Consider the following 25,345-nt stretch of genomic DNA (forward strand, 5'->3'; position numbering starts at 1 on the left):
AAGCCGGCCGCGTGTGAACCGCTTCACATTTCGAAATCCGCAAACGTGGTCCTCTAACCCTCCGACAAGAGAGCATTTGGGGACTACCTATGACGACCCTTTACGACGGCTTTGACATCGAATCCTTCGAAGCTGGCAAGGGACTGTGGCACGCCCGGATTCGGCGCGCCGATTTCAGCCCGGTTGCCATCGACGGCGTGCTGTTTCCGGCCATGGAAGTCGGCTTCGCCTGGCCCGATCCCGACGCCGCGATCGCGGACGCTAAGCATCACATCGATCGCTTCCGCCGACGCGCCGACGACATCGACGACGAATAGACCTGTCGAACGACAGCGTGGCGCCACAGGGGGACACCGGTTGATGTCGGTCATCGATTTCGAGGACGGTCCGCGGCCGCGGATCTATTCGCGCAAGGTGCTGGCGATATGCCCGGAATGCAACGGCGATCTCACGGTGCTCCGTGTGATCGGCGGCCGCGCCGGGTGCGAGTACTGGACGATGCGCTGCACCGATTGCGGCGGGATCCATCTCGACATCCTCGAGCCGCGCCTGACGGTCGTGGACGGCGACGGACCGCTGCCGGCGGCATAATCGCGCCCCTGCTGCCAACCTGCTGTCAGCAGCCTGCGTGTGGACGGGCATTCGCTCTTTTCTGAGGGGCGGACTCGTCCCATATTCGGGGCATGGCGAAGAAAGCTGCTCCCCCAAAATCCCCGAAATCCAAGACTGCCAACAAGGCACCGAACTCGAAAGCACATCGGCCCGATGTGCAACCGATCGGACCGGCCCTGGCCGAATTGCTCAATCCCGCGATCAATCGCGGCGATGCCGGGCTGGGATCGGGCACCGGGCTGCAGCCGCCGCCGGACAATTCGCGCGACCGCCGCTCGGGCGGCGAGGCCGCCGCGCATCGGGCGCGGGCCTCGACGCCGAAGGAGTTTCCGCAGGATCGGCCGATGCCGCTGCGGCCCAATCCGCAGCCGCCCGGAGCTCGCGACGCGGGCTTCGACGAGGCGCCGCAGGCCAATTACGGAACGGCGGCCACGATCCCGACGCTCGATCCGGAACTGGCGCGGCAGCTCGGCCTTCCCACCGAAGAGGACGATGCCGAGGCGCTGGCGCGTCCGCCGCGCACCAAGATGGAGGCGCTCGGCGTCAAGGCCACCGCCGACGCACTGGAATCGCTGATCCGCGAGGGCCGGCCGGAGTTCCGCAAGGACGACGGCTCCACCAAGGTGTGGACCCCGCACCGGCCGCCGCGCCCGGAGAAGTCCGAAGGCGGCGTGCGTTTCGAGATCAAGTCGCCCTACCAGCCGCGCGGCGACCAGCCGACCGCGATCGCGGAGCTCGTCGAGGGCATCCAGCGCAACGACCGTTCGCAGGTGCTGCTCGGCGTCACCGGCTCCGGCAAGACCTACACCATGGCCAAGGTGATCGAGGCGACGCAGCGGCCTGCCATCATCCTGGCCCCGAACAAGACCCTCGCCGCCCAGCTCTATGGCGAGTTCAAGAGCTTCTTTCCCGACAACGCGGTCGAGTATTTCGTCAGCTATTACGACTATTACCAGCCGGAAGCCTACGTTCCGCGCACCGACACCTATATCGAGAAGGACTCCTCGATCAACGAGCAGATCGACCGCATGCGCCACTCGGCGACGCGCGCGCTGCTCGAACGCGACGACGTCATCATCGTCGCGTCCGTGTCCTGCATCTATGGTATCGGCTCGGTCGAAACCTACACCGCGATGACCTTCGCGCTGAAGAAGGGCGAGCGCATCGACCAGCGCCAGCTGATCGCCGATCTCGTCGCGCTCCAGTACAAGCGCACGCAGGCCGATTTCACCCGCGGTACCTTTCGCGTGCGGGGCGACGTCATCGACATCTTCCCGGCGCACTATGAAGACCGCGCCTGGCGCGTGAATCTGTTCGGCGACACCATAGAGAACATCGAGGAATTCGATCCGCTCACCGGCCACAAGCAGGACGAGCTCGAATTCATCAAGATGTACGCCAACTCGCACTATGTGACGCCGCGCCCGACGCTGGTGCAGGCGATCAAGTCGATCAAATCGGAGCTGAAGCAGCGGCTCGACCAGCTGAACAATCAGGGTCGCCTGCTGGAAGCGCAGCGGCTGGAGCAGCGCACCACCTTCGACCTCGAGATGATGGAAGCAACGGGAAGCTGCGCCGGCATCGAGAACTATTCGCGCTATCTCACCGGACGCCTGCCCGGCGAGCCGCCGCCGACGCTGTTCGAATACGTCCCCGACAACGCGCTGGTGTTCGCCGACGAAAGCCACGTCACCGTGCCGCAGATCGGCGGCATGTTCCGCGGCGACTTCCGCCGCAAGGCGACGCTGGCCGAATACGGTTTCCGTCTGCCGTCCTGCATGGACAACCGCCCGCTCCGCTTCGAGGAATGGGACATGATGCGGCCGCAGACGGTCGCGGTGTCGGCGACACCCGGCGGCTGGGAGCTGAACGAGAGCGGCGGCGTGTTCGTCGAGCAGGTCATCCGCCCGACGGGGCTGATTGATCCCCCGGTCAACATTCGCCCGGCCCGCACCCAGGTCGACGATCTCGTCGGCGAGGTGCGCGCCACCGCGCAGGCCGGCTATCGCTCGCTGATCACCGTCCTGACCAAGCGCATGGCGGAAGACCTCACCGAGTACCTGCATGAGCAGGGCATTCGCGTCCGCTACATGCACTCGGACATCGACACCATCGAGCGCATCGAGATCATCCGCGACCTCCGGCTCGGCGCCTTCGACGCGCTGGTCGGCATCAACCTCTTGCGCGAAGGCCTCGACATTCCCGAATGCGCGCTGGTCGCCATCCTCGACGCCGACAAGGAAGGTTTTCTGCGCAGCGAGACCTCGCTGATCCAGACCATCGGCCGCGCCGCGCGCAACGTCGACGGCCAGGTGATCCTCTATGCCGACCAGATGACGGGCTCGATGGAGCGCGCCATCGCGGAGACCAACCGCCGCCGCGAAAAGCAGGTCGAGTACAACACCGCCAACGGCATCACGCCGGAGAGCGTGAAGAAGCAGATCGGCGACATCCTCAACTCCGTCTACGAGCGCGACCACGTGCTGGTCGAGGTCGGCGGCCACGACATGACCGACGACGTCATCTCGATCGGCCACAATTTCGAAGCCGTGCTCGCCGATCTCGAAACCCGGATGCGCGAGGCCGCCGCCGACCTGAACTTCGAGGAGGCCGCGCGCCTGCGCGACGAGGTCAAGCGCCTGCGCGCCACCGAGCTCGCGGTCGTCGACGACCCCACCGCGAAACAGCGCACCGTCGCCGGCAAGGCCGGCGCCTATGCCGGCACCAGGAAATACGGCGACGCCGCTAACCTGCCGGTCAGCGCGATGAAGAAAAAGACCGTGAGCTCCGCGCTGAAGGCCAGCGGCGGTGGCAGCAGCAGCGGCTCGAAGGTCCACAAGCCGCATCTCGACGAGATGCACGGCCCTGAATCCTTGCCCTACCGCGAGAAACAGACGCTGCCGTCGAAGCCGTTCGGCAGCACCAGCCGGATCATCCAGCCGACGGACTCACGGCAATCGGGCCCGGAGTTCGGCCCGGCGCCGAAGTCGACGGGTGGGCAGCCGGGACGGCGGGGTGGGTGGAAGAAGAGGTAGGCGACGGCATATCGTCCGCACTTGTCGTGACCATGGATTCTCAGATGCGCAATTGCGCATCATGGCTCGCCGCTCGCGCCCGGAACGAAACGTCTCTCACCCCGCGATCGTCGCCAGCAGCGACAACAGCAGCACTGATGCCATGAGCTGCAGCGATGTTGCCGGCTTGGCGCGCCAGCGGGCGATTTTTTCGAAGAAGGACAGGCTCGCGTCGAAGAATTGCGCTTCGTAGCCGCTCTTGATCCTCGGGAAGGCCGACCCGACCGAGACGACGAAGATGCTGTAGAAGACCGACGCCATCGCAATGGTGAGGACTGGACGGCTCCCGTGAGTGTCGCCGAGGAGTTTGACCATCAGCGAGGCTGCCGCGAAGATCGGAAAACCCTGAAGGATTGTGGTGAGCGCAAAGCCTTCGAGGCAGTTGAGGGGGGCGGATTTCGACGTGGTGATGAAGGGCATACGCGTTCACCCCACGCTCGCCGTCACCACCGCCATCACCGACAGCAGCAGCACGATGGTCACGAGCTGGAGCGAGGCGACCGGGTGGGTGCGCCATTCGGTGATCTTGTCGGAGAGCGACAGGGTGCCATCGAAGAAACTCGGCTCGTAGAGAGTCTTGAACAGGGCCGGGAAGATCGGCCCGAGCGTGACCGCGATGGTCGCATGAACCAGTGAGGCGAAGGCGACGAAGATGGCGACGCCGGGGTCGCCGACGAGGTCGTGATTGCCGCACAGCTTGAGCAGCAGCGCGGCGGCGGCGAAGGTCGGGAAACTCTGCAGGATCGCGGTCAGCGCAAAGCCCTCGAGCGCGTTGCGCAGGCGGGACTTTCTCGCAGCGGCGGTGACGGCCATGGCACGTCTCCCTGATGACAGGCGGATGATGTTAGCCGCGATGTCAAAAGCGAGATGTGAGCTGGCTCACGCGGTGCCGGGGCCCGCGGCGTGAAGCCGGCTGAAGGAACTCAGAGCTGGCGGAAGAAGACGAGATAGATGGCGAGGCCAATCGTCGAGAACGACAGCAAGACGCTGAGCCAATTGTATTTGACGCCCCGCGAACGGGACGCGTTTCCCACGAAAGCGACGACGCAATAGAGGAACACGATTGCGACGACGACGCCCCACAAGGACTTCCCGACGTCCATCGTTCCCTCGCCCGACTCAACCCCAGCGTTTGCAGCCGGAATTTACCATCGGCACGACCTGGATAGAAGGCCGCCGGTGCGAGGTTTTTCGGCGTCTCTACAGCTTGCCCTGTCCGTTCACCTGGCTCTGCTGTTGCTGCTGCTTGTCCTGCTCGTTGGCGCGGTGGCGGCCGTAGAGGCAGCCGGCGGCGGCACCGAGCACGCCATGATGGCCGGCGTAGTGGCCGGCGACGCCGCCGACCACGGCGCCCTTGATGCACCCCTTGGCGTTGGCGACGGAGCTCGCGCCCAGCATGAGCAGCGCGGCAGTGACGGCGATGAACGGGGATTTCATGATCGATGTCTCCGGATACGGTGTCGCCGTCTCAACGAGCGTGGGCCGCTCCGGGTTCCAGCGCTCGCCACGGGGCAACGATTGAAATTCGTGCATGCGGATGCAAGCGCGACCCGCCATTGAACGGTGTGAACCCACGTACATTGCAGCGTGACCAATCGCTCGGTAGCCCGGTGTTTTCGCGGATTGATGGACCCGCGCGCCGGGCCATAGCGTTCCTCAATCCGTGGCCAATGAAGGCTGGAGCAGCATGACGGTTGAAAAGTTGAACAGGCAACGCGTGCTGCATCTGCTCGACACTTTTGCACGCGGCGACATCGAGGCGGCGCTGTCGTGCTGCACCGACGACGTCGACTTCCTCACCCACGCGCCGATCGACGTGCTGCCGCATATGGGCCCGCGCCACGGCAAGGCCGAGCTGCGCGAGCTCTGGCAGACGGTGTGGTCGCGCTATTCCGAGATCCGCTACAAGGCGCCGCACGTCGTCGCCGACGGCGACGATGTCGCGACCTACCTGCACACCTATTTCACCAAGCGCAGCAACGGCCGCATCGTGCAGTTCGACATGGCGGTGTTTTATACCTTCCGGAACGGACAGATCGCGCAGATCCGGGAGATCATCGATTCCTACGATCTGGTGCAGCAGGTGCTGGAGCGGGAGATCGGGCCGCTGATCACGCGGGCTGGGGTGGACGACATCGAGTACTGGGCACCGCCTCGCGCTTGAACCTCCCTCACCGCTTCCCCGACCCATTCCTCGGGGCGTCATGCACGCCGGCTCTGGTGATGTTTGCCGATGAAAGTCGCGTTGCTTGCAATCTTGGGGCTGTTCCTGGGGGCGTTGGGGGGAGCCGCGCTCGGCGTCGGCGCCGGGCTCGCCTGGGTCGAGATCGCGCAGACCACCAGCTTCGAGGGCTATAGCGGCATGCTGGTGTTCCTCACCTTCATGCCTGTGGGGGCTGCGATCGGCGGGATCGGCGGCGCCGCTCTCTTCGCCATGATGGCTATGCGCGACGATGCCATCGCGATCGAGCGGGAACCGGCACGCGGCCACGACTGATCGAACTCCGGTAAGATTACGGGGTTCTATTGTAAATCTCACACTTGGCGCTCACTTGTGCATTGCAAAAACGTGAATTGCGTTTTGGCCGAAATCCCGTATTTGTTCGCATACAAATGAGTTGACCCGCCCCGGGGCACATTGCGGTGCATGGGGTTGTTTTCCGTTTTTCTACAAACCCAGCGTCAGGACTGCCCAAAATGACAGAGCACAGCCTCTGGCGTTTCTCGCGTGCGTTGCACCGCGCGATCAACGACCGGCATTTCGAGGACATCGAGGCCCTGATCGACGAGGACGTCGAATGGGCGATCTATGGCCCGATCGACATGTTTCCGTTCCTGGGCGCGCGCCAGGGCAAGGCGGCCGTGCTCCAGGTCATCCGCCAGCTCGCCGACAATTTCCACGTCCGCCGCTTCGAGCGCGAGAGCATCATGCTGGGCGTTGATTCCGCCTCCTCGATGCTGCGCTATTCGCTCACGGCACTTGATTCCGACAAGCCGATCAGCTTGCGCGTCGCGCAGTTCGCCCAGTTCAGGGCGGACCGGCTCATCAGCATGCGCGTGCTGATCGACACTTTCGACCTGGTCGAGCAGGCACTCGGCCGCGCCATTCATCTGCCGAAGATGACCAGCGTCGGCTGAGGGGGACACCAACGGGCTCCGCAATTCGGGACCGATCGATTGATGCTTCCGCGACCCTGTCCTGGCCACCAGCCCCGCCGGATGCCGTCGTGGAAATGCTCGTCATCGGGCGCGCGCTTGCTCGCGCGGCCCGTTGGTTCGCTATTCTGAAGGCCCGGGCAGCTTCCAAACTGTCGCGGCATGCGCCATAATTTCGCAACGTTAGCGCCGCATCCTGTGCGCGAACTGGGCTTGCGGGCAAGGCAATGGAATTCACGACAGGTTTTGGCTGGACCCGGCTGCCGCTGGCGGCCGCGTTCATTTTCGGCTCTGTGCTGACGGCCCCGGCGCAAATCATCCCGCCCTTCTCCCCTCCCCCCGCTGCGACGGCGCCCGACGAGGAGGACGAGGTCGCAGAAGCCCCCAACGTCGCGGAAGCCCCCAACGTCAATGACACCGACGTGCTCAAGGGCATCGACGTCGACAAGCTCGACTGGAGCCAGCTCGCCATCGACGCCGGCACGCTCAACGACATCATCGCCGCCAAGAAGCGCGCGCAGGCCGCCGCCAATAACGGCATGAACTGGTCGACCAACGCCAACGCCAACGGCTCCTCGGCCGTGACCGTGAAGCAGTCGGTGTCGTCGTTCTGGGACACCCGCGTCGGCGCCGACATGACGGTGGCGAAAGAGCCGACCACGATGTCGGAGCTGATGGCGCAGAAGGCCGCCAATGGCGGCAACCTGCCGCAATCCTCCGGCAGTGCCTGGGCCGCCGCGACCGCACCTGGCGCGGGCGCGGTCTGGGACAAGACCGCCGTGGAAGCGCGTGTCGATCCCGGCGCCGAGCAGAGCAAGCTTGGCGCGTCGCTGACCAAATCGGTGCCGCTGTCGGGCGATTACTCGCTGACGCTCCAGAACGGCTACAGCGTCAACCAGCAGGGCACGACGGCGCTGCCCGGCGTCGGCGGCCACATCACCCGCAATTACGAGACCGATCAGTCAGCCAAGGTGACCATTACCGACACCGGCACCAGCATTACCGCCGGCCAGACCATGTCCACCACCGACGACAAATGGCTGCGCAAGGTCGGCGCCGAGCAGAAGCTGTTCGACAACGTCACCGTGTCCGGCTCGGTCGGCGAAACCTCGCAAGGTGCGATCAACAAGAGCCTGACCGCGGGCTTCAAGAAGAGCTGGTGAGCTTTCTTAGGAATCCCGTAACCATACGCCACGGCAAAACCCCCGAATGGTCCGCCCTTGCCGCATCTCGGCCCCTTTGCGGTCAAAATCGGACGCCCTGATGCACCGGCCTGACACATATCGTCGTGCGGGGGACACTCGCGCTGCGCTCAACGCGAACAGGGGAATAACGATGAACGCCATGCGTCCGGAAAAGACCGAGACCACCACCGCCGAGACCGAGACGGTCGACACCAACCTCGCCGCCGTGACGGAAGTCGAAGCCGGCATCCGCGATTTCGTCCGCAACGACATCGCCTATCTGCGCCGGCCGGCCGCGGCCACCACGACCGACGCGCCGCCGCTCGATCCGAGCGCGGAAGCCACCGTCACCAACGTCAACTCGCTGATCCAGCGCGTCGCCGGCACCTCGCTTGCCGAGATCGAGAATCTGATCTCCGAGCTCGAGAGCCTGCGCGACCTGCTTCATGCCGAAGGCCAGCGCGTCCAGCGCGAGATCTCGGGCTACGCCCAGCTCAGCCAGGCCGCGATGAAGTCGACCCGCATGATCGCCGACAACGTCGCCCAGTGGAAGCGCGCCGCCGACGGCCTGCGCAACAGCTGATCGCACGTACCAAGCATCACCAGCCGCCGCGCTCCGGAAGGGGCGCGGCGGTTTTGATTCCGAAGAGGTCTCGTGCCCCGGACGCGGTGCGGCACCGTAAGCGCGTTTACGCGCGTCTTCGACGCACTATGGTGACGCTCCGCAGAGCCGGGGCCCATGAATATGTGAAGCGCTGGGTCCCGGCTCTGCGCAGCGGCGCAAGAGCGCTGCAGCGCGTCCGGGACACGAGAGGAGGCGGCTTGGCCTTGAACCCACCGCCCATCCCCGCCGACCAATGCCTAGCGCCCGCAGCCTTGCGGCCGGGCCTCGGGGACATTTTCAGATGGAAAGCATTCGGCCCGATAACACGGACCCGATACCGCTGCGGCCCGCGCCGAACCAGTTCGGGACCATCATGCTGCGCTTTATCGGGCTGCTGGCGGTTGCGATCGCGATCTTGGCGTTCGTCTATAGCCGCTGAAAGCGGAGGCCGTATCGCGGCCCCACGCGGAGGCCACTGCGCGGCCCCGCGGAGTTAACGAGTGCTTAACGGCTCGCGTCGACCGTGGAGGCTTCCAGGGTGTAGGCGCCGTCGGCGTAGCCCTTCACCACCATGCCGGCGACCAGCATCACGGCCAGCGTCGCGGTAGCGAAGATAAATCCGACCAGCTTGAGTGCGCCGCGGTCTGCCATTGTTCTCGTCCCCTGTACTCTGCCCAGTTTGTTCAAATAGACAGCGACAGGTTCATAATTGGTTAGCAACTCGATGGTTCCGGTTAACTGCTTCGCAACGACCGGCCATCTCGGAGAGGCTTATGCCAGCCGCCCGGAATCGCGTCCATAGCGCACGGGCAACACCTGCGCGCTGATTTCTGCGCGCTGATTTCGGCCGTTCATTCTGGAACTGGTCTAAGCGCCCTTCCGCATCGGCACGAAGGCCGACGCGGTGATGGAATAGACCTCTTCGCCACGCTGGTTGGTTCCTGTGGTGCGGGCGGTCAGGATGCCCCAGCCGGGACGCGAGGCGGAGCTACGCTTGTCGATGACGACGCTGGAATAGCTGATGGTGTCGCCGGCCAGCACCGGCTTGATCCAGCGCAGGTCGCGAAAGCCCGGTGACGGCCCCCACACCGCAACCTCCTCGCCGCGCGCCACAGCTTCCCGCGCCAGGCGCTGGCCGTCGGCGACAAGCAGGCTCATGCAGGCCGAGCCGACATGCCAGCCGGACGCAGCTAACCCGCCGAACAGCGAGTTCTTGCCCTCCTCCTCGTCGAGGTGGAAGCGCTGCGGATCGAACTTCGCGGCAAAGGTCTTGATGGAGTCCGCCGTGAAACTGTAGCTGCCGATGTCGCGGCGATGGCCGATCTCGATATCTTCGAAGAACCGCATCAGACCGCTCCCGCGCGCCGCTCGATCAGGATCGGCGAGGTCATCTCGCACAGCGCTTCGCCCCTGGCGTTGCGCATCGTGCATTTGAACTTGACGATGCCGAGGTTCGGCCTGCTCTTCGAAGTCCGGGCTTCCACGACGTCGACGTCGAGCGTGAGGTCGTCGCCGGGTCGAAGCGGGGACAGCCAGCGCACCTCGTCGACGCCGGGCGAGCCCAGCGACGCGGCGCGCGTGATGAAACCGTCGGCCATCATCCGCATCATCAGCGAGCAGAGGTGCCAGCCCGAGCCGGACAGGCCGCGCAGCATGCTTTTGCCGGCGGCCTCCTCGTCCAGATGCATCGGTTGCGGATCGAACTCGGCGGCGAAAGCCAGGATCTCGTCGCGGGTGACATGGCGCGGGCCGAACGTTCCATACCGGCCGGTCGGGAAATCTTCGAAGGTCAGGGTCATCTTGGGAATGCTTTGCGGGAATGACAGATTGTGGCCGCACTTTGCGGCAATCTCAACCCGCCGGCCCGCATGGCTCGTGCTACATTCGGCGAGTCGGGCCGAACCAGCCTCATTGTTCGATTGGCGCGGCCGGGGGCGCGATCTGCCCGGGGGAGAGAGATGTTTTCATTCAACGATCTGTTTCAATGGGACCGCTTCATCACGCCCACGATCATCAAGACCTTCTACTGGCTGGTGATCGGCGTGATCTGCCTGTTCGGGCTTTCCGGAATTTTTGCCGGTCTCACCGCGATGGCGATCAGCCCGTTCGCCGGCTTCCTGGTCGTGCTGGAATCGATCGCGGGCGTCGTCGTCGGAATCGTGTTCTCGCGCATCGCCGCGGAATTGATCCTGATCGTGTTCCGCATCAACGAGCATCTCGGTGCCATCCGGGATCAGGGCGGCGGGGCGCGCTGAGGCGCCCCTCTCCGCGACTTACGTATTGAACCGGAAATGCATCACGTCGCCGTCGGCGACGACGTATTCCTTGCCTTCGAGCCGCAGCTTGCCGGCATCGCGCGCGCCGGCTTCACCGTTCAGCGCGACATAGTCCTCATACGCAATCGTCTCGGCGCGGATGAAGCCCTTCTCGAAGTCGGTGTGGATCACACCGGCGGCGCCCGGCGCCTTGGTGCCGCGATAGATGGTCCAGGCGCGCGCTTCCTTCGGTCCGACAGTGAAATAGGTGATGAGGTCGAGCAGCGTGTAGCCGGCGCGGATCAGGCGATCGAGGCCGGCCTCTTCGAGACCAAGCGTCTCCAGGAAGTCGGTGCGCTCCTCGCGCGAGATCGTGGCGATCTCGGATTCGATCTTGGCGGAGATGACGACGGCAACGGCGCCTTCCTTGGCGGCCTGGTCCTGCACCGCCTTCGAGAATGAATTGCCGGTGGCGGCCGAGCCTTCCTCGACGTTGCAGACATAGAGCACGGGCTTGGACGACAGCAGGCCGAGCATGCCGAAGGCGCGCTCTTCCTCCGCCTTGCGCTCGACGAGGCGCGCGGGCTTGCCCTCGCGCAGCAGCACCAGCGTGCGGTTGACGAGGTCGAGCTGCTCCTTGGCGTCCTTGTCGTTGCCCTTGGCCTTCTTGGTGAGGTTGTCGACGCGCTTCTCGAGGCTGTCGAGGTCGGCCAGCATCAGCTCGGTCTCGATGGTCTCGATATCGGCGAGCGGCGCGATCTTGCCCTCGACATGGGTGATGTCGGAATCTTCAAAGCAGCGCACGACATGCGCGATGGCGTCGACCTCGCGGATGTTTGCCAGGAACTGGTTGCCGAGGCCTTCGCCCTTGGAGGCGCCGCGCACGAGGCCGGCGATGTCGACGAAAGTCAGCCGGGTCGGAATGATCTGCGCCGATTTGGCGATCGCCGACAGCTTGTCGAGCCGCGGATCGGGCACCGCGACCTCGCCGACATTCGGCTCGATGGTGCAGAACGGATAGTTCGCGGCCTGCGCCGCGGCCGTCTCGGTCAGCGCATTGAACAAGGTCGACTTGCCGACATTGGGCAATCCGACGATTCCGCATTTGAATCCCACGAGCGTTATTCCTTGCCGTTCTCGTCCTTGGTCAAAAATCCCTTCGCCTGCATCGCGAGATGCACCCTGTTGGCAAAGGTCGCGTCCGTGCCTTTGACGATCAGCGCGGCATGCTCGGCCACCGCATCGCAGAGCGTCGTCACCCAGTCGCTGTCGGCCTTGGCGAAGTCGGACAGCACATGGCCGTGCACCATCTCCTTGACGCCGGGATGACCGATGCCGAGCCGCACCCGGCGATACTCGTTGCCGATATGCGCGGAGATCGAGCGCAGGCCGTTATGGCCGGCGATGCCGCCGCCGATCTTCACCCGCACCTTGCCCGGCGGCAGTTCGAGCTCGTCGTGAAACACCGTGGTGTCGCCCGGCGCGATCTTGAAGAAGCTCGCCGCCTCCTGAACGCTGCGGCCGGAGTCGTTCATAAAGGTCGCCGGCTTGAGCAGGATGATGCGCTCCGTGCCGAGCGTGCCTTCCGAGGTCTCGCCCTGAAAGCGACGGCGCCATGGTGCGAAACCATGACGCCGCGCAATCTCGTCGACGGCCATGAAGCCGATATTGTGCCGGTTACGTGCGTATTTCGCGCCGGGATTGCCGAGCCCAACAAAGAGTCGCATGACGCGGCGCGCCCCTCAGCCAGCACGCGGTCAGCGACCGCGCGCCAGCTTCTCTGAGAGATTACTTCTTCTTGTCGCCGCCGGCCGGAGCCTTGGCAGCCGCCGCCGGAGCAGCAGCACCCGCAGCCGGAGCAGCACCTGCTGCCGGAGCTGCAGCACCTGCCGCCGGAGCCGCGCCACCAGCAGCAGCCGCAGCCGCGGCCTTCTGCTCTTCGGCGTAGCCGGACGGCGGAACGATGGTGACGAGGGTCGCGTCCTCGCGGGTCAGCGCCTTAACGCCGGCCGGAAGCGTGACGTCCGACAGATGCAGCGAGTGACCGATTTCCAGCGCGCCGACGTCGGCCTCGATGTACTGCGGGATGCTCTCGACGCCGCATTCGAGCTCGATCGCGTGGGCGACGATGTTGACCGTGCCGCCGCGCTTCACGCCGGGCGAACCTTCAGCCTTCACGACATGCAGCGGGACGCTGATGCGGATGGTGGCGCCTTCGCCGAGACGCATGAAGTCGACGTGGATCGGGAAATCCTTGACCGGATCAAGATGGTAGTCGCGCGGAATGACGCGGTGCTTCTTGCCGTCGAGCTCGACGTCCACCAGCGTGGTCAGGAACCGGCCCGCGAGGATGCGCTGGCGCAGTTCACGATCGTCAACCGAGATCGGGAGCGGGGGCTGGTTGTTACCATAGATCACTCCGGGTACGCGCCCGGCGCGACGCTCAGCCCGGGCGGCCCCCTTGCCGCTCTTCGGACGTGCGGTCGCCTTCAATTCCTTGACGGTCGTCGCCATAGTCTAAGTCCTTGTTTTTGCAAAAGTTAATGGGCCGCAGCGCGGCCCATGGCATCGTTCGCAGCAAGCCTCCAGGGGTGCGGGGGCCACGAACTGGCGGGCTTTTACCCGGAAGATGCAGAAATGACAAGGAGAATGGGCGGGCGGCCCGGGTTCCTACCCTCCCTGGAGGGGGAGGGTCGGCGCGTAGCGCCGGGGTGGGGTGACAGTCCATCCATTGAAGCGGTGCCCGAGTGGAGAGATCACCCCACCCCGCAGCGCATTCCGCTGCGCTCCATACGCTGCGACCCTCCCCCTCCAGGGGAGGGTAAGAAGAGCGACTACCCGCCGAGCTTGGCCTCCAGCGCGGCGATGCGCGCCTTCAGGGCCTCGTTCTCCTCGCGGGCGAGGCGGGCCATGTCCTTGACCACCTCGAACTCCTCGCGCTTGACCAGGTCCATGTCGCGCAGGAATTTTTCGGCCTGATTGCGCAGCACCGTGTCGAACTCCCGCTTGGCACCCTGGGCAGCCCCGGCGGCGTCGTTCATCAAGCGGCCGATCTCGTCGAAAAACCGGTTGGTGGTCTGGGTCATGTCGGTCTCCTGATCGGTCTCTTGATCGGTTTCTCGATCGGTTTCTTGGCGGCCTGCGATAAACTTTGCGCGAACGCGCCAAAAGACAATGGCAATCCGCGGAGGCCGGTTCAAGGGCCGCCGGCGGTATCCTTGTCATGCCCCGGTTTCCTTGCAATCGTATTCCACGTCCCTGCATAACAAGAATCAGAAGGCGGAACGCAAGACATGATCGAGCAGCAGATCGCTATTCCCACCAAGGACGGCCACACCGCGACCTTCATCGTCCATCCCGAGCGTGGCGGACCGTTCCCGGTCATCCTGTTCTACATGGACGCGCCGGCCATCCGCGAGGAGCTGCGCGACATGGCGCGCCGGCTCGCGACATCCGGCTATTACGTGATGCTGCCGAACCTCTATTACCGTTCCGGCGTGATGGAGCTCGGCGCGCTGCCGGTCGATCCGAACGCGCCGGAGCGCAAGCGCATGTTCGCGCTGATGGGCTCGCTCACGATTCCCATGATCATGGACGACACGCGCGCGCTGCTCACCTATGCCGAGAGCCAGACCGCCGCGAACACCAAAATCATCGGCACCGTCGGCTATTGCATGAGCGGCCGTTACGCCGTGAACGCCGCCACGCATTTCCCCGATCGCGTCAAGGCCGCCGCCTCGGTCTACGGCACGCAGCTTGCGACCGATCAGGACGACAGCCCGCATCTCGCGGCAGCCAAGACCAAGGCCGAGCTCTACTTCGCCTGCGCCGAGACCGACATCTATGCGCCTTCAGAGATCATCGAGAAGGTGAAGCAGGGCATGAGCGGCGCCAAAGCCGAGGTCGAGATCTATCCCGGCACCCATCACGGCTTCGCCTTCCCCAAGCGCCCGGTCTATGACCGCGACGCCGCCGAGCGGCATTGGGAGCGTCTGCTGGCGCTCTATCGCCGCAACCTCGTCCAACATTAGCAGGCGCGATGCCCTTTCTGCTTATCGACTTTCCGTCGTTCAGTCCGGTCGCGGTCGCGATCGGACCGTTCGCGATCCGCTGGTACGCGCTCGGCTATATCTGCGGGATCACGTTCGGCTGGTTCTATGCGCGTGCCCTGATCAAGAAAGACAGGCTGTGGGCCGGCGCGTCGCCGATCAGCCTGACGCAGATCGACGATTTCATCCTGTGGGTGACGCTCGGCATCATTGTCGGCGGCCGCACCGGTTACGTCCTGTTCTACAATCTGCCCTTCTTCATCGAGCATCCCTCTGCCATCTTCAAATTGTGGGAAGGCGGCATGTCCTTTCACGGCGGCTTCCTCGGCTGCGTCGTGGCGGTGATGTGGTTCGCCCGGAGGAATGGCATCTCGATCCTGTCGCTCGGCGACATCACCTGCGGCGTTGCGCCGATCGGGATCTTCCTGGTGCGGCTGACGAACTTCATCAATGGCGAGCTGTGGGGTCGCGCGGCCGACCCGAGCCTGCCCTGGGCCATGATTTTCCCGACCGGCGGTGACGTGCCGCGCCATCCGAGCCAGCTGTACGAAGCGGGCATGGAGGGCATCCTGCTGTTCATCGTGCTCGCGGTGATGATCCGGATGGGGGCCTTGAAGCGGCCGGGGCTCATCCTCGGCAGCTTCATCCTGATCTACGGCCTGACCCGGATCATCGGCGAGCATTTCCGCGAGCCGGACGTCCAGCTCGGCTACCTCTGGGGCGGATTAACCATGGGCATGCTGCTGTCGATCCCGATGCTTATCGTCGGCGGTATACTTATTGTATGGGCTATCAGGCGCGGCGCGCCGAAGCCGGTCGATGCCGTTGGTTAATTCATTTCGAGAAGACACGTGACCGAACAGCCATTGCTGAACGAGATCAAGGCGCTGATCAAATCCTCAGGCCCCATGCCGGTCTGGCGATACATGGAAGCGTGCCTGATGCATCCGCGCTACGGCTATTACGTCTCGCGCGATCCATTGGGCCGCGAAGGCGACTTCACCACCTCCCCCGAAGTCAGCCAGATGTTCGGCGAGTTGTTGGGATTGTGGACCGCCTCGGTCTGGAAGCAGATGGGCTCGCCGCAATTCCTGCGGCTGATCGAGATCGGCCCCGGCCGCGGCACCATGATGGCGGACGCGTTGCGCGCACTGCGCGTGCTGCCGCCGCTCTATCAGGGGCTCAGCATCCACCTGGTCGAGGTCAATCCGGTCCTGCGCGAGCGGCAGAGTGCGACATTGTCGGGCGTGCGCAACAGCATCACCTGGCACGACAATATCGACGACGTGCCCGAAGGACCGAGCATCATCCTCGCCAACGAATATTTCGACGTGCTGCCGATCCACCAGATGGTGAAGCGCGAGGACGGCTGGCACGAGCGCGTGATCGAGATCGATCCCAACGGCAAGCTTCAGTTCGGCGCGGCCGCCGAGCCGACGCCGCGCTTCGACGTGCTGCTGCCGCCCCTGGTACGCGCGGCGCCCGTCGGCGCGGTGTTCGAATGGCGGCCCGATACCGAGATCATGAAGCTCGCCACGCGCGTGCGCGACCAGGACGGCGCGGCGCTGATCATCGACTACGGTCATTTGCGCAGCGATGCCGGCGACACCTTTCAGGCCATCGCACGTCACACCTTCACCGATCCCCTGAAGGCGCCGGGCCAGGCCGACGTCACCGCCCATGTCGACTTCCAGGCGCTGGCGCGCGCAGCCGAGGATGTCGGCGCCCGCGTGCACGGGCCGGTGACGCAGGGCGATTTCCTCAAGCGCGTCGGCATCGACACCCGCGCAGCCGCGCTGATGCAGAAGGCGACGCCGGAGGTGGCCACCGACATTTCCGTGGCGCTGAAGCGGCTGACCGACACCGGGCGCAGCGGCATGGGCACGATGTTCAAGGTGCTCGGCATCTCCGAGCCGCGGCTGACGGGCCTTGCTGGCCTCAGCGATCTCGAACAGGCCGGAGGCCATTGATGACTCTCACTTCATCGCTGCTCTCAGGCGTACCCGGCCTGCGCCATTCGTTCTTCACCCGTGAAGGCGGCGTTTCCAACGGCATCTATGCGGCGCTGAACGGCGGCCTCGGCTCCAGCGACGATCAGACCCTTGTTGCGGAGAACCGCCGCCGCATGGCCGAGCATGTCGGCGTTGCACCGGAGCGCTTCGTCAGCCTGCATCAGATCCATTCGCCCTATGTCCTCGTCGCAGATCGCGCATGGCCGAGCGGCCCGCGGCCGAAGGGAGATGCGCTGGTGACCAAGACGCCCGGCATCGCGCTCGGCGTCTCCACCGCCGATTGCGGACCGGTCCTGTTCGTCGATCCCAACGCGGGTGTGATCGGCGGCGCGCATGCCGGCTGGAAGGGCGCGCTGACGGGCGTGCTGGAATCGACGATTGTCGCGATGGAAAAGCTCGGCGCCAGCCGCAGCGGCATCATCGCCGCGATCGGCCCGCTGATCCGGCAGGACAGCTACGAGGTCGGCAACGAGTTCGTCGCGCGCTTCATCGAGGCGGATGCGGACAACGCCGTGTTCTTCATCCCGTCGGTGCGCGAAGGCCACGCGATGTTCGACCTCGCCGGCTTCATCCGCAGGCGGCTGGAAGCCGCCGGCATTCTGATGATCGACGATCTCGGTCTGGACACCTATGCCGACGAGCGCTTCTTCAGCTATCGCCGTTCAGTTCATCGCAAGGAGCCGGATTACGGCCGCCACGTTCACGCGATCGCACTGGAAGGGTGAACACACAGGCAACGTCGTTTCATTCCGGGGCGATGCACAAACTTCGCGCCCGTAATGCACCGGATCTGTGTCGCCTCTGCCCTAGACCTTAATCGATTTTAACGATATCGCTGCCCTCAATGAGGGAAGCGTCATCCATCTTGCGCCGCGCCGGTTCGCGCGGGCTCGCGGTCATGCTGCTGGCGGCAGCGACCGCGCTGGCCGGCTGCGCCGGAGGCGGCGGTAATGCCGCCAATTCCTATGCGATGGCGACGCCAAGCGCCGGCTCCGGAGCGACGGTTGCCTTCGAGTCCATCGACGGGCCACCGCCGCAGGTGTTCGACCGTATGGTCGGCGTGCTCGACAGCGAATCCAAGCTGCGCAGCCTGTCCGTGGTCTCCCGCGAGGGGACGGCTGCCTTCCGCGTGCGCAGCTACCTCTCCGCCCAGGTGGTCCGCGGCAAGACCGTGATCGCCTGGGTCTGGGACGTCTACGACGCCAACCAGCAGCGGGCGCTGCGCCTCTCGGGCGAGGAACCGACCACGGCCAAGGGTGGCCGCGACCCCTGGACTGCCGCCGACGACCTCGTGCTGCGGAAGATCGCCCAGGCCGGATTCAGCGGACTTTCCAATATGATCAACGGTGCTCCGGGAGATGCGCCGGGCCCGGTTCCCGGCCTGCGCGGGCCCGCGGTGGCGAGCACGACGCCGGAGGCGACGGCGCCGGAGGTGCCGGCCTCGGCGCTCGGCTACGCCCAGCAATAACCACCGCTAAACCACGGGCCCAACTACCAGCCAAGCCGTTGGCCCGACTCAGGATTTTCAGAGGGAAAACGTAGCATCCCGGGTTGCCATTGCGGCCTCCCGCCTGATATTTCCTCGCCCGTCGTAACCGTGCTCCCAGTGGGTATTCTTTGATGTTGAACGTCGTATCCAGCAAAGCGCGGGAGGAAGCATCCATGTCGGCCAAGAACGGCTCCATCAAGCTTGTCGCCGGCAACTCCAACCCCGCGCTCGCGCAAGCGATCGCGCAGGGCCTCGATGTGCCGCTGACCAAAGCAGTGGTCCGGCGTTTCGCCGACATGGAGATCTTCGTCGAGGTCCAGGAGAACATCCGCGGCTCGGATGCCTTCATCATCCAGTCGACCTCGTTTCCGGCGAACGACAATCTGATGGAGCTGCTGATCATCACCGACGCGCTGCGCCGCTCCTCGGCGCGCCGCATCACCGCGGTGATCCCCTATTTCGGCTACGCCAGGCAGGACCGCCGCTCCGGCTCGCGCACGCCCATCTCGGCCAAGCTCGTCGCCAACCTGATCACCCATGCCGGCGTCGACCGCGTCATGACGCTCGACCTGCATGCCGGCCAGATCCAGGGCTTCTTCGATATCCCGACCGACAATTTGTTCGCGGCCCCCGTGATGGTGCGCGACATTCGCGAACGTTTCGACCTCTCCAAGGTGATGGTGATCTCGCCCGACGTCGGCGGCGTGGCCCGCGCCCGCGGCCTCGCCAAGCGCATCAACACCCCGCTCGCGATCGTCGACAAGCGCCGCGAACGTCCGGGTGAATCCGAGGTCATGAACGTGATCGGCGACGTCTCCGGCTACAGCTGCATCCTGGTCGACGATATCGTCGATTCCGGCGGCACGCTGGTGAACGCGGCCGATGCGCTGATCGCCAAGGGCGCCAAGGATGTCTACGCCTACATCACCCACGGCGTGCTCTCCGGCGGCGCGGCCGCGCGTATCGCCGGCTCGAAGCTGAAAGAGCTCGTCATCACCGACTCGATCCTGGCGACGGAAGCGGTGACCAAGGCGCCGAACATCCGCACGCTGCCGATCGCAAGCCTGATCTCGGATGCGATCGCGCGCACCGCGGCGGAAGAGTCGGTCTCGAGCCTGTTCGACTAAGCTTTTCGGACTTGTAAGGTCTCGTAGGGTGGGCAAAGGCGCAAAGCGCCGTGCCCACCTTTTTCTTTTGAGATGCAGACGGTGGGCACGCTTGCGCTTTGCCCACCCTACGGCACCGAACTCTGACGCGCCGCGGCGCCCCTCCCCGCACCCGCGGGTTGTTGCCGGCTGCCGCCCATGACATCATCATGACACCGAGTCATCTCTGCCCTCTGGATGCCTGATGCCCCGCCGGAAATTCGCTTGGGAAAAATTGTCGGATGACGAGTTGCTCAAGCAGCGTCTCTCCAGCCTGAGGGTCACGGTCGAGGGCACCTGGCTCGAAGACTGCGTTGGCACGCTTCACGAAGAGCTCGAGGAGCGCGGCATCCGGCTACGGCCGCACACGTGGATCTCGAGCGAATGGTTCAGTCCGGGAGATGTGCCCGGCATCGCGCTGCCCTTCTATCTCGCCCATCCTCGCCTGATGAAGCTCGAGAAGAAGATGATGTTCGACGTCGAGGGCGGAACCTGGCGCGAGTGCATGGCCATCCTTCGTCACGAGGCGGGCCACGCGCTGCAGCACGGCTACCAGCTGCAGCGCCGCCGGCGCTGGCAGCAGCTGTTCGGTCCGTCGTCGAAGCACTATCCGCGCTACTACCGGCCCAACCCGGCAAGCCGGCGCTACGTCCAGCATCTCCGGCTCTGGTACGCGCAGAGCCACCCGGACGAGGACTTTGCCGAAACCTTCGCGGTATGGCTGCGGCCGCGCTCGAACTGGCGGACGCGATATGCCGGCTGGCCGGCGCTGAAGAAGCTCGAATATGTCGACGAGCTGATGGGCGAGATTGCGGGAAAGCGGCCGCTGATCACGACGCGGGAGCGCGTCGATCCACTGAGCAAGCTCAGCCAGACGCTCGAAGACCACTACAAGAAGAAGCAGGATTTCTACGCCTTCACGCCACCGAAGACCTACGACCGCGACCTCTCCCGGCTGTTTTCAGCCGATCCCCGGCATCATCGGTCCCAACCGGCTTCGAGCCTGATCAGGCGACATCGTGCCCAGATCAGGCAGTTGGTCGCGCGATGGACCGGCGAGAACCAGCTTACGCTCGATGCCGTGCTTGACGACATGATCTCCCGCTGCCGCGAGCTCGATTTGCGCGCGGTGGGCCCTGAACAGAAGCTCGTTCTCGATTTCACCGTCCTCGTGACCGCCAAGACGATGCACGCGCTGTTTGGCCCGTCTCGGCGCAAATGGATCGCGCTATGAGACGACTCCGTATTCTCGTGCTGATGCATCCGGACTTCATGCCGCCGGACTCGACCGACGGATACACGCCACAGGAAATCAATAGCTGGAAGACGGAATACGACGTCGTCAGCACCTTGCGCGCCGCCAAACATGAGGTTCGTGTCCTCGGCGCTCAGGAGGAAATCAGGCCGGTGCGCGAGGCGATCGAGCAATTCAAGCCGCACGTGGTTTTCACGCTGCTCGAGGAATTTCACAACAACGTCGCTTACGACCAGCACATCGCCAGCTATCTCGAGCTGATGAAGGTGCCCTACACCGGCTGCAATCCGCGCGGCCTGATCCTGGCGCGCGGCAAGGATCTGTCCAAGACGCTGGTGCATCACCGTCGCATCGCAGCGCCAGCTTTCGCCGTGTTCCCGATGCGGCGCAAGGTGAAACGGCCAAAGCATCTTGCGCTGCCGCTGATCGTCAAGGCGCTCAACATGGATGGCTCCTTCGGCATCTCGCAGGCCTCCATCGTCGATACCGACGAGAAGCTCGCTGAACGCGTTGCCTTCATCCACGAGCGGGTCGAGACCGCCGCCATCGCCGAGCAGTTCATCGAAGGCCGCGAGCTCTATGTCGGCGTGCTCGGCAACAACCGGCTGCGCGTGCTGCCGGTGTGGGAATTGAAATTCGGCAGCATGGGCGGGCGCAGCTCACGCCACATCGCAACCGAAAAAGCCAAGCACGACACCGACTATCAGGAGAAGGTCGGCATCGTTGACGGGCCGGCGAAAGACCTTGCGCCCGAGGTCACCGCACGCATCCAGCGTGCCGCAAAACGCATCTACCGGGCGCTGGGTCTCGACGGCTACGCGCGCATCGACTTTCGCCTCGCCGCCGATGGCACCCCGTATTTCATCGAAGCCAACCCCAATCCGGAAATCGCCAAGAGCCAGGAGTTCGCCACGGCGGCTCAGCACGACGGGCTGAAGTACAAGGATCTGCTGCATCGGATTCTGACGCTCGGCATCAGCCGCGCCAAAGCGGGCGTGTCTCTGGGCTGAGCGCAGGTTCAGGCAAAGCCCGGCAGCACCACGTCCCTCATCAGCGCGAGCATCACCGCCGTCTGCTCCTGGCCGGATCGCTGATAGTTGCCGCAGTGAATCACCACGACGAGATCGCGCGCGGGGATCACGAACAGATACTGGCCGCCCCAACCGACCCCGCCGAACCAATGCAACGGCTGCGCCGTCGCGAAATCGCCCATGTACCAGTGATAGCCGTAGTGACGACCGAAGCTGATCGGGACGACCGGCGTGGTCACGCGCCTCACCCAGTCGGTCGGGACGATGGATCTGCCATTCCAGCTACCGCCCGCCAGCATGAGCTGACCAATCTTGACGAGATCGCGCGGCAGCAGACGCGCCCCTGACGCGGCACGGGGCTCGCCGTCACGGCCGACGCGCCAGTCGGACGGACCAAATCCCATGGGATCGAACAGCACGCGGCGGCAATAGGCCGGCAGGGCTTCGCCGGTGCCCCTCGCGATGAGCCGTCCGAGCAGCGCGGTGGCGCCGCCGCAATAGGTCCACTTCACACCGGGCTCACCGACGATCGGACGTTCGAGAATGAAGCGATAGCGGTCGGGCGCGGCCTCCATCGCCGTTTCGCCGTTGCGCGGATCGCCGTACACGATCGTGAGCTCGTCCCAGTCGAAGCCGAGCGTCATCGACAGCAGATGATGGATCGTAAGCTTGTCACGGCCCGGCTGCGCGGCGAGATCAGCATATTCCGGAAACTGCGCGTAGAGCTTTGCGTCCGGCGGCGGCACCTTGCCTTCGGCGAGTGCAACGCCATAGGCGAGACCGACGATGCTCTTGGAGACGGAACGCAGATCATGCAGCACGTCGGGGCCGAAGACGACGTCGCCGAGCGCAGCGCCCAGGCGCTCGTCCGGGCCCTGCCCGTAATGCTCGAACAAGAGCTTGCCGCCCTGACTGACTAAAACCGCATGCAGACCGGGCACCTTTCCGGCCTGCGTGAGCGCGGCGAGGCGCTCAGCGGTGTCGGACGATGCGGCAAGGGCAGGCATGGCCCAAGGGAAAGCCGACGGCAGGATCGCGCTCGCGCCAAGACCAGCCAGCAGATGACGACGGTTGAGATAGGCCATGGGTCATTTCCTCCGGAATAGGGTATTCACAGGTACCTTGCAATACACAGTACCTTGCTATATAAGCTCCCTTGAAAGCGGTGTAGTCAAGGAGGAAATGGCCGACTCGTCGAATCAGGTTCAGCTCAAGAAGGGCGCGCTGGAGCTCTGCGTGCTCGCTCTGCTCGCGCGCGGCGAGAGCTATGCCTATGAGATCGCGAGCACGCTGTCGGCCGGCGTCGGCATGGGTGAAGGCACGATCTATCCGCTGATGCGGCGCATGCAGGATGACGGGCTGGTCGATACCCGCCTGGAGGAATCCAGCAGCGGCCCGCCGCGCAAATACTACCGGCTGACGGCCGCCGGCCGCGCCGCCTTCACCGCGCAAAAGCGCGAATGGCGCAGCTTTACGGACGCCGTGGACCGCCTCCTCGGAGACAGCAGATGACCCGCGACGATTTCCTTCACATCCTCGCCGATGGGCTCACGGGGCTGCCCGCGCGCGAGATCGACGACATCCTGGCCGACTACGCCGCTCATTTCGAGGAAGCGCGAGCGTCAGGACGGACCGAGCAAGACGTCGCCGCCGCGCTTGGCGATCCCCGGCGGCTGGCGCGCGAGCTGCGCGCCGAGACCGGATTGCGCCGGTGGGAGAACCATCACTCCTTCCGCAACTCGACGGCCGCCCTGTTCGCGCTCAGCGGCCTCGCCGTGGTCGATATCGTCCTGCTGCTGCCGCTGCTGCTGGCCGTTCTGCTGATCCTGCTCGTGATCGCCTTCGTGATGTGCGTGCTCGGAATTATCGGCATCGGCTTGCTGATCAGCGTCTACAAGCATTTCGGCGACGGGCGGATCGTCGAGCTGATCCTGCGCGGGCTGGCAGGCGTCGCGCTGGTGACCACGGGCGCAGGGTTCGCCGCGCTGCTGGCGCTTGGGCTCAATACGGCCGTCCGATGGCTCGGCAACTATGCGCGGCTGCATTACCGGTTGCTCAAGCCGGACCCGAGCGCGCATTCGTAGGGTGGGCAAAGCGCAAGCGTGCCCACGATTTTTTTCATGCGGTGAAAGGTGGTGGGCACGCTTCGCTTTGCCCACCCTACGGCAGCTAGCCCGCCTCTGCTTTCGCGCTCACCACCTCGGCAAACGACTTGAAGAACTCACCCGCGAGCTTCGTCGCGGTCGAGTTGATCAGCCTGGCGCCGAGCTGGGCGAGCTTGCCGCCGATCTGGGCGTCGACCTCATAGTGCAGCACCGTGACGTCGGCGCTTTCCGATTCCAGCCGCACGATTGCTCCGCCCTTGGCGAAGCCGGCGACACCACCAGAACCTTCGCCGGAGATGCGATAGGCGTTGGGCGGATCGAGATCGGACAGGGTCACCTTGCCGCTGAATGTCGCCTTCACCGGGCCGACCTTGAAGACCACCGTGGCCGTCATCTCGTTCGGCGCGGTCACGTCGAGCGACTGGCAGCCGGGAATGCACTGCTTCAGCACAGCGGGATCGTTCAGCGCCGCCCACACCTGCTCGCGTGACGCCGGGATGCGCTGGCTGTCGTTCATCTGCATGATCGGTCACTCTCTGCTTGCTGGCTGATTGGCGGCGCGCTGACCGCGCCTGCGTTCGACGGTGATCTCGGCGAGGATCGACATTGCGATCTCCTCGGGCGTGATGGCGCCGAGATCGAGCCCGGCCGGTGCCTTGAAATCATCGATCGCCGCGGCGTCGGCGCCTTCCGCAAGGAGCTTTGCGCGGAGCGAAGCCATCTTTCGGCGGCTGCCGACGAAGGCGTGATAACAGGCCCTGGTCGCGACCGCCGCGCGCAAGGCGGCCTCGTCGCCCTTGCCTTGCGTGGAGACCACGACGAAACGTTTGGCGTCGTTGAGCTCGCCGAGCTGGTAGCCGTCCATGATCATATCGGCATCCGGCGGCGCGGTGAGATCGGCGGCAGGCGCGGCAAGCGTGACGTGGTAACCAAGCACGCGCGCCTGTGCGGCGAGCGACAGGGCTACCGGGCTCGCACCGAGAATGACGAGCGAGGGATGCGGCAGCACCGGCTCGACGAAGATATCCATGGTGCCCTTGCTCGGGCACATGTTGCTGGCGAAGCGAATGCCGTCGCGGCTCTCGCCCGCGCTGACGCCGAGCTCGGCCAAAAGGTTCTCCGGCTGCACCGACACCATACGCGGCTCACCATCAGCGAGCGCCTCGCGCGCCGCCTTCAACACCGCGCCCTTGGCGCAGCCGCCGCCGATCCAACCCGCGACGATGGTGCCGTCGGCCGCGATGATCGCTTTGGCGCCAGCCTTCGCCGCGGTCACCGAAACCGTCCGCACCACCGTCGCGAGCACGAAGGCGCGCTCGGCTGCCTTCATCTGCGCTATGAGATCCAGCACCTCGACATGAGCGGTCATCGCAA

The 25,345-nt window shown here is 64.9% G+C and carries 34 protein-coding genes; 20 read left to right on the forward strand and 14 right to left on the reverse strand.

Annotated features, from left to right (window positions below; genetic code table 11):
- The first annotated feature begins 89 nt into the window (after positions 1 to 89).
- The 3 genes from NLM32_RS41080 to uvrB all read left to right on the forward strand — a co-directional run bounded on the left by NLM32_RS41080 (position 90) and on the right by uvrB (position 3,647).
- Positions 90 to 317 carry a hypothetical protein gene (locus NLM32_RS41080; RefSeq protein ID WP_254134346.1) on the forward strand — a complete coding sequence of 76 codons (228 nt, stop codon included), beginning with the start codon at positions 90 to 92 and terminating at the stop codon, positions 315 to 317.
- 43 nt (positions 318 to 360) lie between these two features.
- On the forward strand, positions 361 to 591 hold the full coding sequence (locus tag NLM32_RS41085; protein ID WP_254134347.1) for a hypothetical protein: 231 nt from the start codon (positions 361 to 363) through the stop codon (positions 589 to 591).
- A gap of 92 nt (positions 592 to 683) precedes the next feature.
- Positions 684 to 3,647, forward strand: coding sequence for an excinuclease ABC subunit UvrB (gene uvrB / locus NLM32_RS41090; RefSeq protein ID WP_254134348.1), 2,964 nt, complete (start codon positions 684 to 686; stop codon positions 3,645 to 3,647).
- Between the two features lie 96 nt (positions 3,648 to 3,743).
- Here uvrB and NLM32_RS41095 read toward each other — a convergent pair whose 3' ends face one another.
- The 4 genes from NLM32_RS41095 to NLM32_RS41110 form a co-directional block, all read right to left on the reverse strand.
- A complete protein-coding gene (locus NLM32_RS41095) occupies positions 3,744 to 4,106 on the reverse strand; it encodes a hypothetical protein (protein WP_254134349.1) in 363 nt (120 codons plus the stop codon).
- A gap of 6 nt (positions 4,107 to 4,112) precedes the next feature.
- Positions 4,113 to 4,499, reverse strand: a complete 387-nt coding sequence (locus NLM32_RS41100; protein ID WP_254134350.1) for a hypothetical protein — start codon at positions 4,497 to 4,499, stop codon at positions 4,113 to 4,115.
- 110 nt (positions 4,500 to 4,609) lie between these two features.
- On the reverse strand, positions 4,610 to 4,789 hold the full coding sequence (locus NLM32_RS41105; protein ID WP_254134351.1) for a hypothetical protein: 180 nt from the start codon (positions 4,787 to 4,789) through the stop codon (positions 4,610 to 4,612).
- Positions 4,790 to 4,886: 97 nt separating this feature from the next.
- A complete protein-coding gene (locus NLM32_RS41110; RefSeq protein WP_254134352.1) occupies positions 4,887 to 5,123 on the reverse strand; it encodes a hypothetical protein in 237 nt (78 codons plus the stop codon).
- A gap of 250 nt (positions 5,124 to 5,373) precedes the next feature.
- On the opposite strand from NLM32_RS41110, the gene NLM32_RS41115 reads away from it, so the two are divergent.
- The 6 genes from NLM32_RS41115 (at position 5,374) to NLM32_RS41140 (ending at position 9,069) form a co-directional block, all read left to right on the forward strand.
- Positions 5,374 to 5,850 carry a nuclear transport factor 2 family protein gene (locus NLM32_RS41115; RefSeq protein WP_254134353.1) on the forward strand — a complete coding sequence of 159 codons (477 nt, stop codon included), beginning with the start codon at positions 5,374 to 5,376 and terminating at the stop codon, positions 5,848 to 5,850.
- A gap of 69 nt (positions 5,851 to 5,919) precedes the next feature.
- Positions 5,920 to 6,183, forward strand: a complete 264-nt coding sequence (locus tag NLM32_RS41120) for a hypothetical protein (protein ID WP_254134354.1) — start codon at positions 5,920 to 5,922, stop codon at positions 6,181 to 6,183.
- A 200-nt stretch (positions 6,184 to 6,383) separates the two neighbouring features.
- Positions 6,384 to 6,824, forward strand: coding sequence for a nuclear transport factor 2 family protein (locus tag NLM32_RS41125; protein WP_254134355.1), 441 nt, complete (start codon positions 6,384 to 6,386; stop codon positions 6,822 to 6,824).
- A 245-nt stretch (positions 6,825 to 7,069) separates the two neighbouring features.
- Positions 7,070 to 8,005 (forward strand): hypothetical protein, encoded by a 936-nt coding sequence (locus NLM32_RS41130; RefSeq protein ID WP_254134356.1) that lies wholly within the window; start codon positions 7,070 to 7,072, stop codon positions 8,003 to 8,005.
- A 172-nt stretch (positions 8,006 to 8,177) separates the two neighbouring features.
- On the forward strand, positions 8,178 to 8,609 hold the full coding sequence (locus NLM32_RS41135) for a hypothetical protein (protein WP_254134357.1): 432 nt from the start codon (positions 8,178 to 8,180) through the stop codon (positions 8,607 to 8,609).
- A 322-nt stretch (positions 8,610 to 8,931) separates the two neighbouring features.
- On the forward strand, positions 8,932 to 9,069 hold the full coding sequence (locus NLM32_RS41140; RefSeq protein ID WP_254134358.1) for a hypothetical protein: 138 nt from the start codon (positions 8,932 to 8,934) through the stop codon (positions 9,067 to 9,069).
- A 65-nt stretch (positions 9,070 to 9,134) separates the two neighbouring features.
- On the opposite strand, the gene NLM32_RS41145 is transcribed toward NLM32_RS41140, so the two are convergent.
- The 3 genes from NLM32_RS41145 to NLM32_RS41155 all read right to left on the reverse strand — a co-directional run bounded on the left by NLM32_RS41145 (position 9,135) and on the right by NLM32_RS41155 (position 10,429).
- Positions 9,135 to 9,281 (reverse strand): hypothetical protein, encoded by a 147-nt coding sequence (locus NLM32_RS41145; RefSeq protein WP_164938884.1) that lies wholly within the window; start codon positions 9,279 to 9,281, stop codon positions 9,135 to 9,137.
- A 216-nt stretch (positions 9,282 to 9,497) separates the two neighbouring features.
- Entirely contained in the window at positions 9,498 to 9,977 is a 480-nt protein-coding gene (locus NLM32_RS41150; protein WP_254134359.1) for a MaoC family dehydratase, read from the reverse strand.
- Positions 9,977 to 10,429, reverse strand: a complete 453-nt coding sequence (locus tag NLM32_RS41155; RefSeq protein WP_254134360.1) for a MaoC family dehydratase — start codon at positions 10,427 to 10,429, stop codon at positions 9,977 to 9,979. The genes NLM32_RS41150 and NLM32_RS41155 overlap by 1 nt, the downstream gene beginning before the upstream one ends.
- 159 nt (positions 10,430 to 10,588) lie before the next feature.
- On the opposite strand from NLM32_RS41155, the gene NLM32_RS41160 reads away from it, so the two are divergent.
- Positions 10,589 to 10,885, forward strand: coding sequence for a DUF4282 domain-containing protein (locus NLM32_RS41160; RefSeq protein WP_254134361.1), 297 nt, complete (start codon positions 10,589 to 10,591; stop codon positions 10,883 to 10,885).
- 18 nt (positions 10,886 to 10,903) lie between these two features.
- Here NLM32_RS41160 and ychF read toward each other — a convergent pair whose 3' ends face one another.
- From ychF to NLM32_RS41180, 4 genes are all read right to left on the reverse strand, one after another.
- On the reverse strand, positions 10,904 to 12,001 hold the full coding sequence (ychF, locus tag NLM32_RS41165; RefSeq protein ID WP_254134362.1) for a redox-regulated ATPase YchF: 1,098 nt from the start codon (positions 11,999 to 12,001) through the stop codon (positions 10,904 to 10,906).
- 5 nt (positions 12,002 to 12,006) lie between these two features.
- Positions 12,007 to 12,612, reverse strand: a complete 606-nt coding sequence (gene pth, locus NLM32_RS41170; protein ID WP_254134363.1) for an aminoacyl-tRNA hydrolase — start codon at positions 12,610 to 12,612, stop codon at positions 12,007 to 12,009.
- A gap of 61 nt (positions 12,613 to 12,673) precedes the next feature.
- Positions 12,674 to 13,399 carry a 50S ribosomal protein L25/general stress protein Ctc gene (locus tag NLM32_RS41175; protein WP_254134364.1) on the reverse strand — a complete coding sequence of 242 codons (726 nt, stop codon included), beginning with the start codon at positions 13,397 to 13,399 and terminating at the stop codon, positions 12,674 to 12,676.
- Positions 13,400 to 13,719: 320 nt separating this feature from the next.
- Positions 13,720 to 13,971 carry an accessory factor UbiK family protein gene (locus NLM32_RS41180; RefSeq protein ID WP_148777675.1) on the reverse strand — a complete coding sequence of 84 codons (252 nt, stop codon included), beginning with the start codon at positions 13,969 to 13,971 and terminating at the stop codon, positions 13,720 to 13,722.
- A 207-nt stretch (positions 13,972 to 14,178) separates the two neighbouring features.
- Between NLM32_RS41180 and NLM32_RS41185 the strand changes: the two genes are divergently transcribed.
- The 8 genes from NLM32_RS41185 (at position 14,179) to NLM32_RS41220 (ending at position 21,845) form a co-directional block, all read left to right on the forward strand.
- Complete coding sequence (locus tag NLM32_RS41185; protein WP_254134365.1) at positions 14,179 to 14,916, forward strand: dienelactone hydrolase family protein; 738 nt, start codon at positions 14,179 to 14,181, stop codon at positions 14,914 to 14,916.
- An 8-nt stretch (positions 14,917 to 14,924) separates the two neighbouring features.
- Positions 14,925 to 15,767 carry a prolipoprotein diacylglyceryl transferase gene (gene lgt / locus NLM32_RS41190; RefSeq protein WP_254134366.1) on the forward strand — a complete coding sequence of 281 codons (843 nt, stop codon included), beginning with the start codon at positions 14,925 to 14,927 and terminating at the stop codon, positions 15,765 to 15,767.
- An 18-nt stretch (positions 15,768 to 15,785) separates the two neighbouring features.
- Positions 15,786 to 16,904 (forward strand): class I SAM-dependent methyltransferase, encoded by a 1,119-nt coding sequence (locus NLM32_RS41195; protein ID WP_254134367.1) that lies wholly within the window; start codon positions 15,786 to 15,788, stop codon positions 16,902 to 16,904.
- On the forward strand, positions 16,904 to 17,671 hold the full coding sequence (gene pgeF / locus NLM32_RS41200; RefSeq protein WP_254134368.1) for a peptidoglycan editing factor PgeF: 768 nt from the start codon (positions 16,904 to 16,906) through the stop codon (positions 17,669 to 17,671). The genes NLM32_RS41195 and pgeF overlap by 1 nt, the downstream gene beginning before the upstream one ends.
- A 119-nt stretch (positions 17,672 to 17,790) precedes the next feature.
- Positions 17,791 to 18,414, forward strand: a complete 624-nt coding sequence (locus tag NLM32_RS41205; protein ID WP_254134369.1) for a hypothetical protein — start codon at positions 17,791 to 17,793, stop codon at positions 18,412 to 18,414.
- 194 nt (positions 18,415 to 18,608) lie between these two features.
- Complete coding sequence (locus tag NLM32_RS41210) at positions 18,609 to 19,562, forward strand: ribose-phosphate pyrophosphokinase (protein WP_187437466.1); 954 nt, start codon at positions 18,609 to 18,611, stop codon at positions 19,560 to 19,562.
- A 223-nt stretch (positions 19,563 to 19,785) separates the two neighbouring features.
- On the forward strand, positions 19,786 to 20,814 hold the full coding sequence (locus NLM32_RS41215; RefSeq protein WP_254134370.1) for a putative zinc-binding metallopeptidase: 1,029 nt from the start codon (positions 19,786 to 19,788) through the stop codon (positions 20,812 to 20,814).
- Complete coding sequence (locus NLM32_RS41220; RefSeq protein ID WP_254134371.1) at positions 20,811 to 21,845, forward strand: ATP-grasp domain-containing protein; 1,035 nt, start codon at positions 20,811 to 20,813, stop codon at positions 21,843 to 21,845. Before NLM32_RS41215 ends, NLM32_RS41220 begins: the two co-directional genes overlap by 4 nt.
- A gap of 8 nt (positions 21,846 to 21,853) precedes the next feature.
- On the opposite strand, the gene NLM32_RS41225 is transcribed toward NLM32_RS41220, so the two are convergent.
- The gene (locus NLM32_RS41225; RefSeq protein WP_254134372.1) at positions 21,854 to 22,951 is read right to left on the reverse strand and encodes a serine hydrolase; all 1,098 of its coding nucleotides are present in this window, start codon (positions 22,949 to 22,951) and stop codon (positions 21,854 to 21,856) included.
- 97 nt (positions 22,952 to 23,048) lie between these two features.
- Between NLM32_RS41225 and NLM32_RS41230 the strand changes: the two genes are divergently transcribed.
- Both NLM32_RS41230 and NLM32_RS41235 read left to right on the forward strand, forming a co-directional pair.
- Complete coding sequence (locus NLM32_RS41230; protein ID WP_254134373.1) at positions 23,049 to 23,378, forward strand: PadR family transcriptional regulator; 330 nt, start codon at positions 23,049 to 23,051, stop codon at positions 23,376 to 23,378.
- Positions 23,375 to 23,950: a DUF1700 domain-containing protein gene (locus NLM32_RS41235; protein WP_254134374.1), complete on the forward strand. Its 576-nt coding sequence runs from the start codon at positions 23,375 to 23,377 to the stop codon at positions 23,948 to 23,950. The genes NLM32_RS41230 and NLM32_RS41235 overlap by 4 nt, the downstream gene beginning before the upstream one ends.
- Positions 23,951 to 24,035: 85 nt before the next feature.
- Here NLM32_RS41235 and NLM32_RS41240 read toward each other — a convergent pair whose 3' ends face one another.
- Both NLM32_RS41240 and NLM32_RS41245 read right to left on the reverse strand, forming a co-directional pair.
- Positions 24,036 to 24,494, reverse strand: a complete 459-nt coding sequence (locus NLM32_RS41240) for a carbon monoxide dehydrogenase subunit G (protein ID WP_254134375.1) — start codon at positions 24,492 to 24,494, stop codon at positions 24,036 to 24,038.
- A 6-nt stretch (positions 24,495 to 24,500) separates the two neighbouring features.
- Positions 24,501 to 25,340: an XdhC family protein gene (locus NLM32_RS41245; protein ID WP_254134376.1), complete on the reverse strand. Its 840-nt coding sequence runs from the start codon at positions 25,338 to 25,340 to the stop codon at positions 24,501 to 24,503.
- Between the last annotated feature and the right edge of the window lie 5 nt (positions 25,341 to 25,345).

The organism is Bradyrhizobium sp. CCGUVB14, assembly GCF_024199935.1.
Classification (GTDB): Bacteria; Pseudomonadota; Alphaproteobacteria; order Rhizobiales; family Xanthobacteraceae; genus Bradyrhizobium.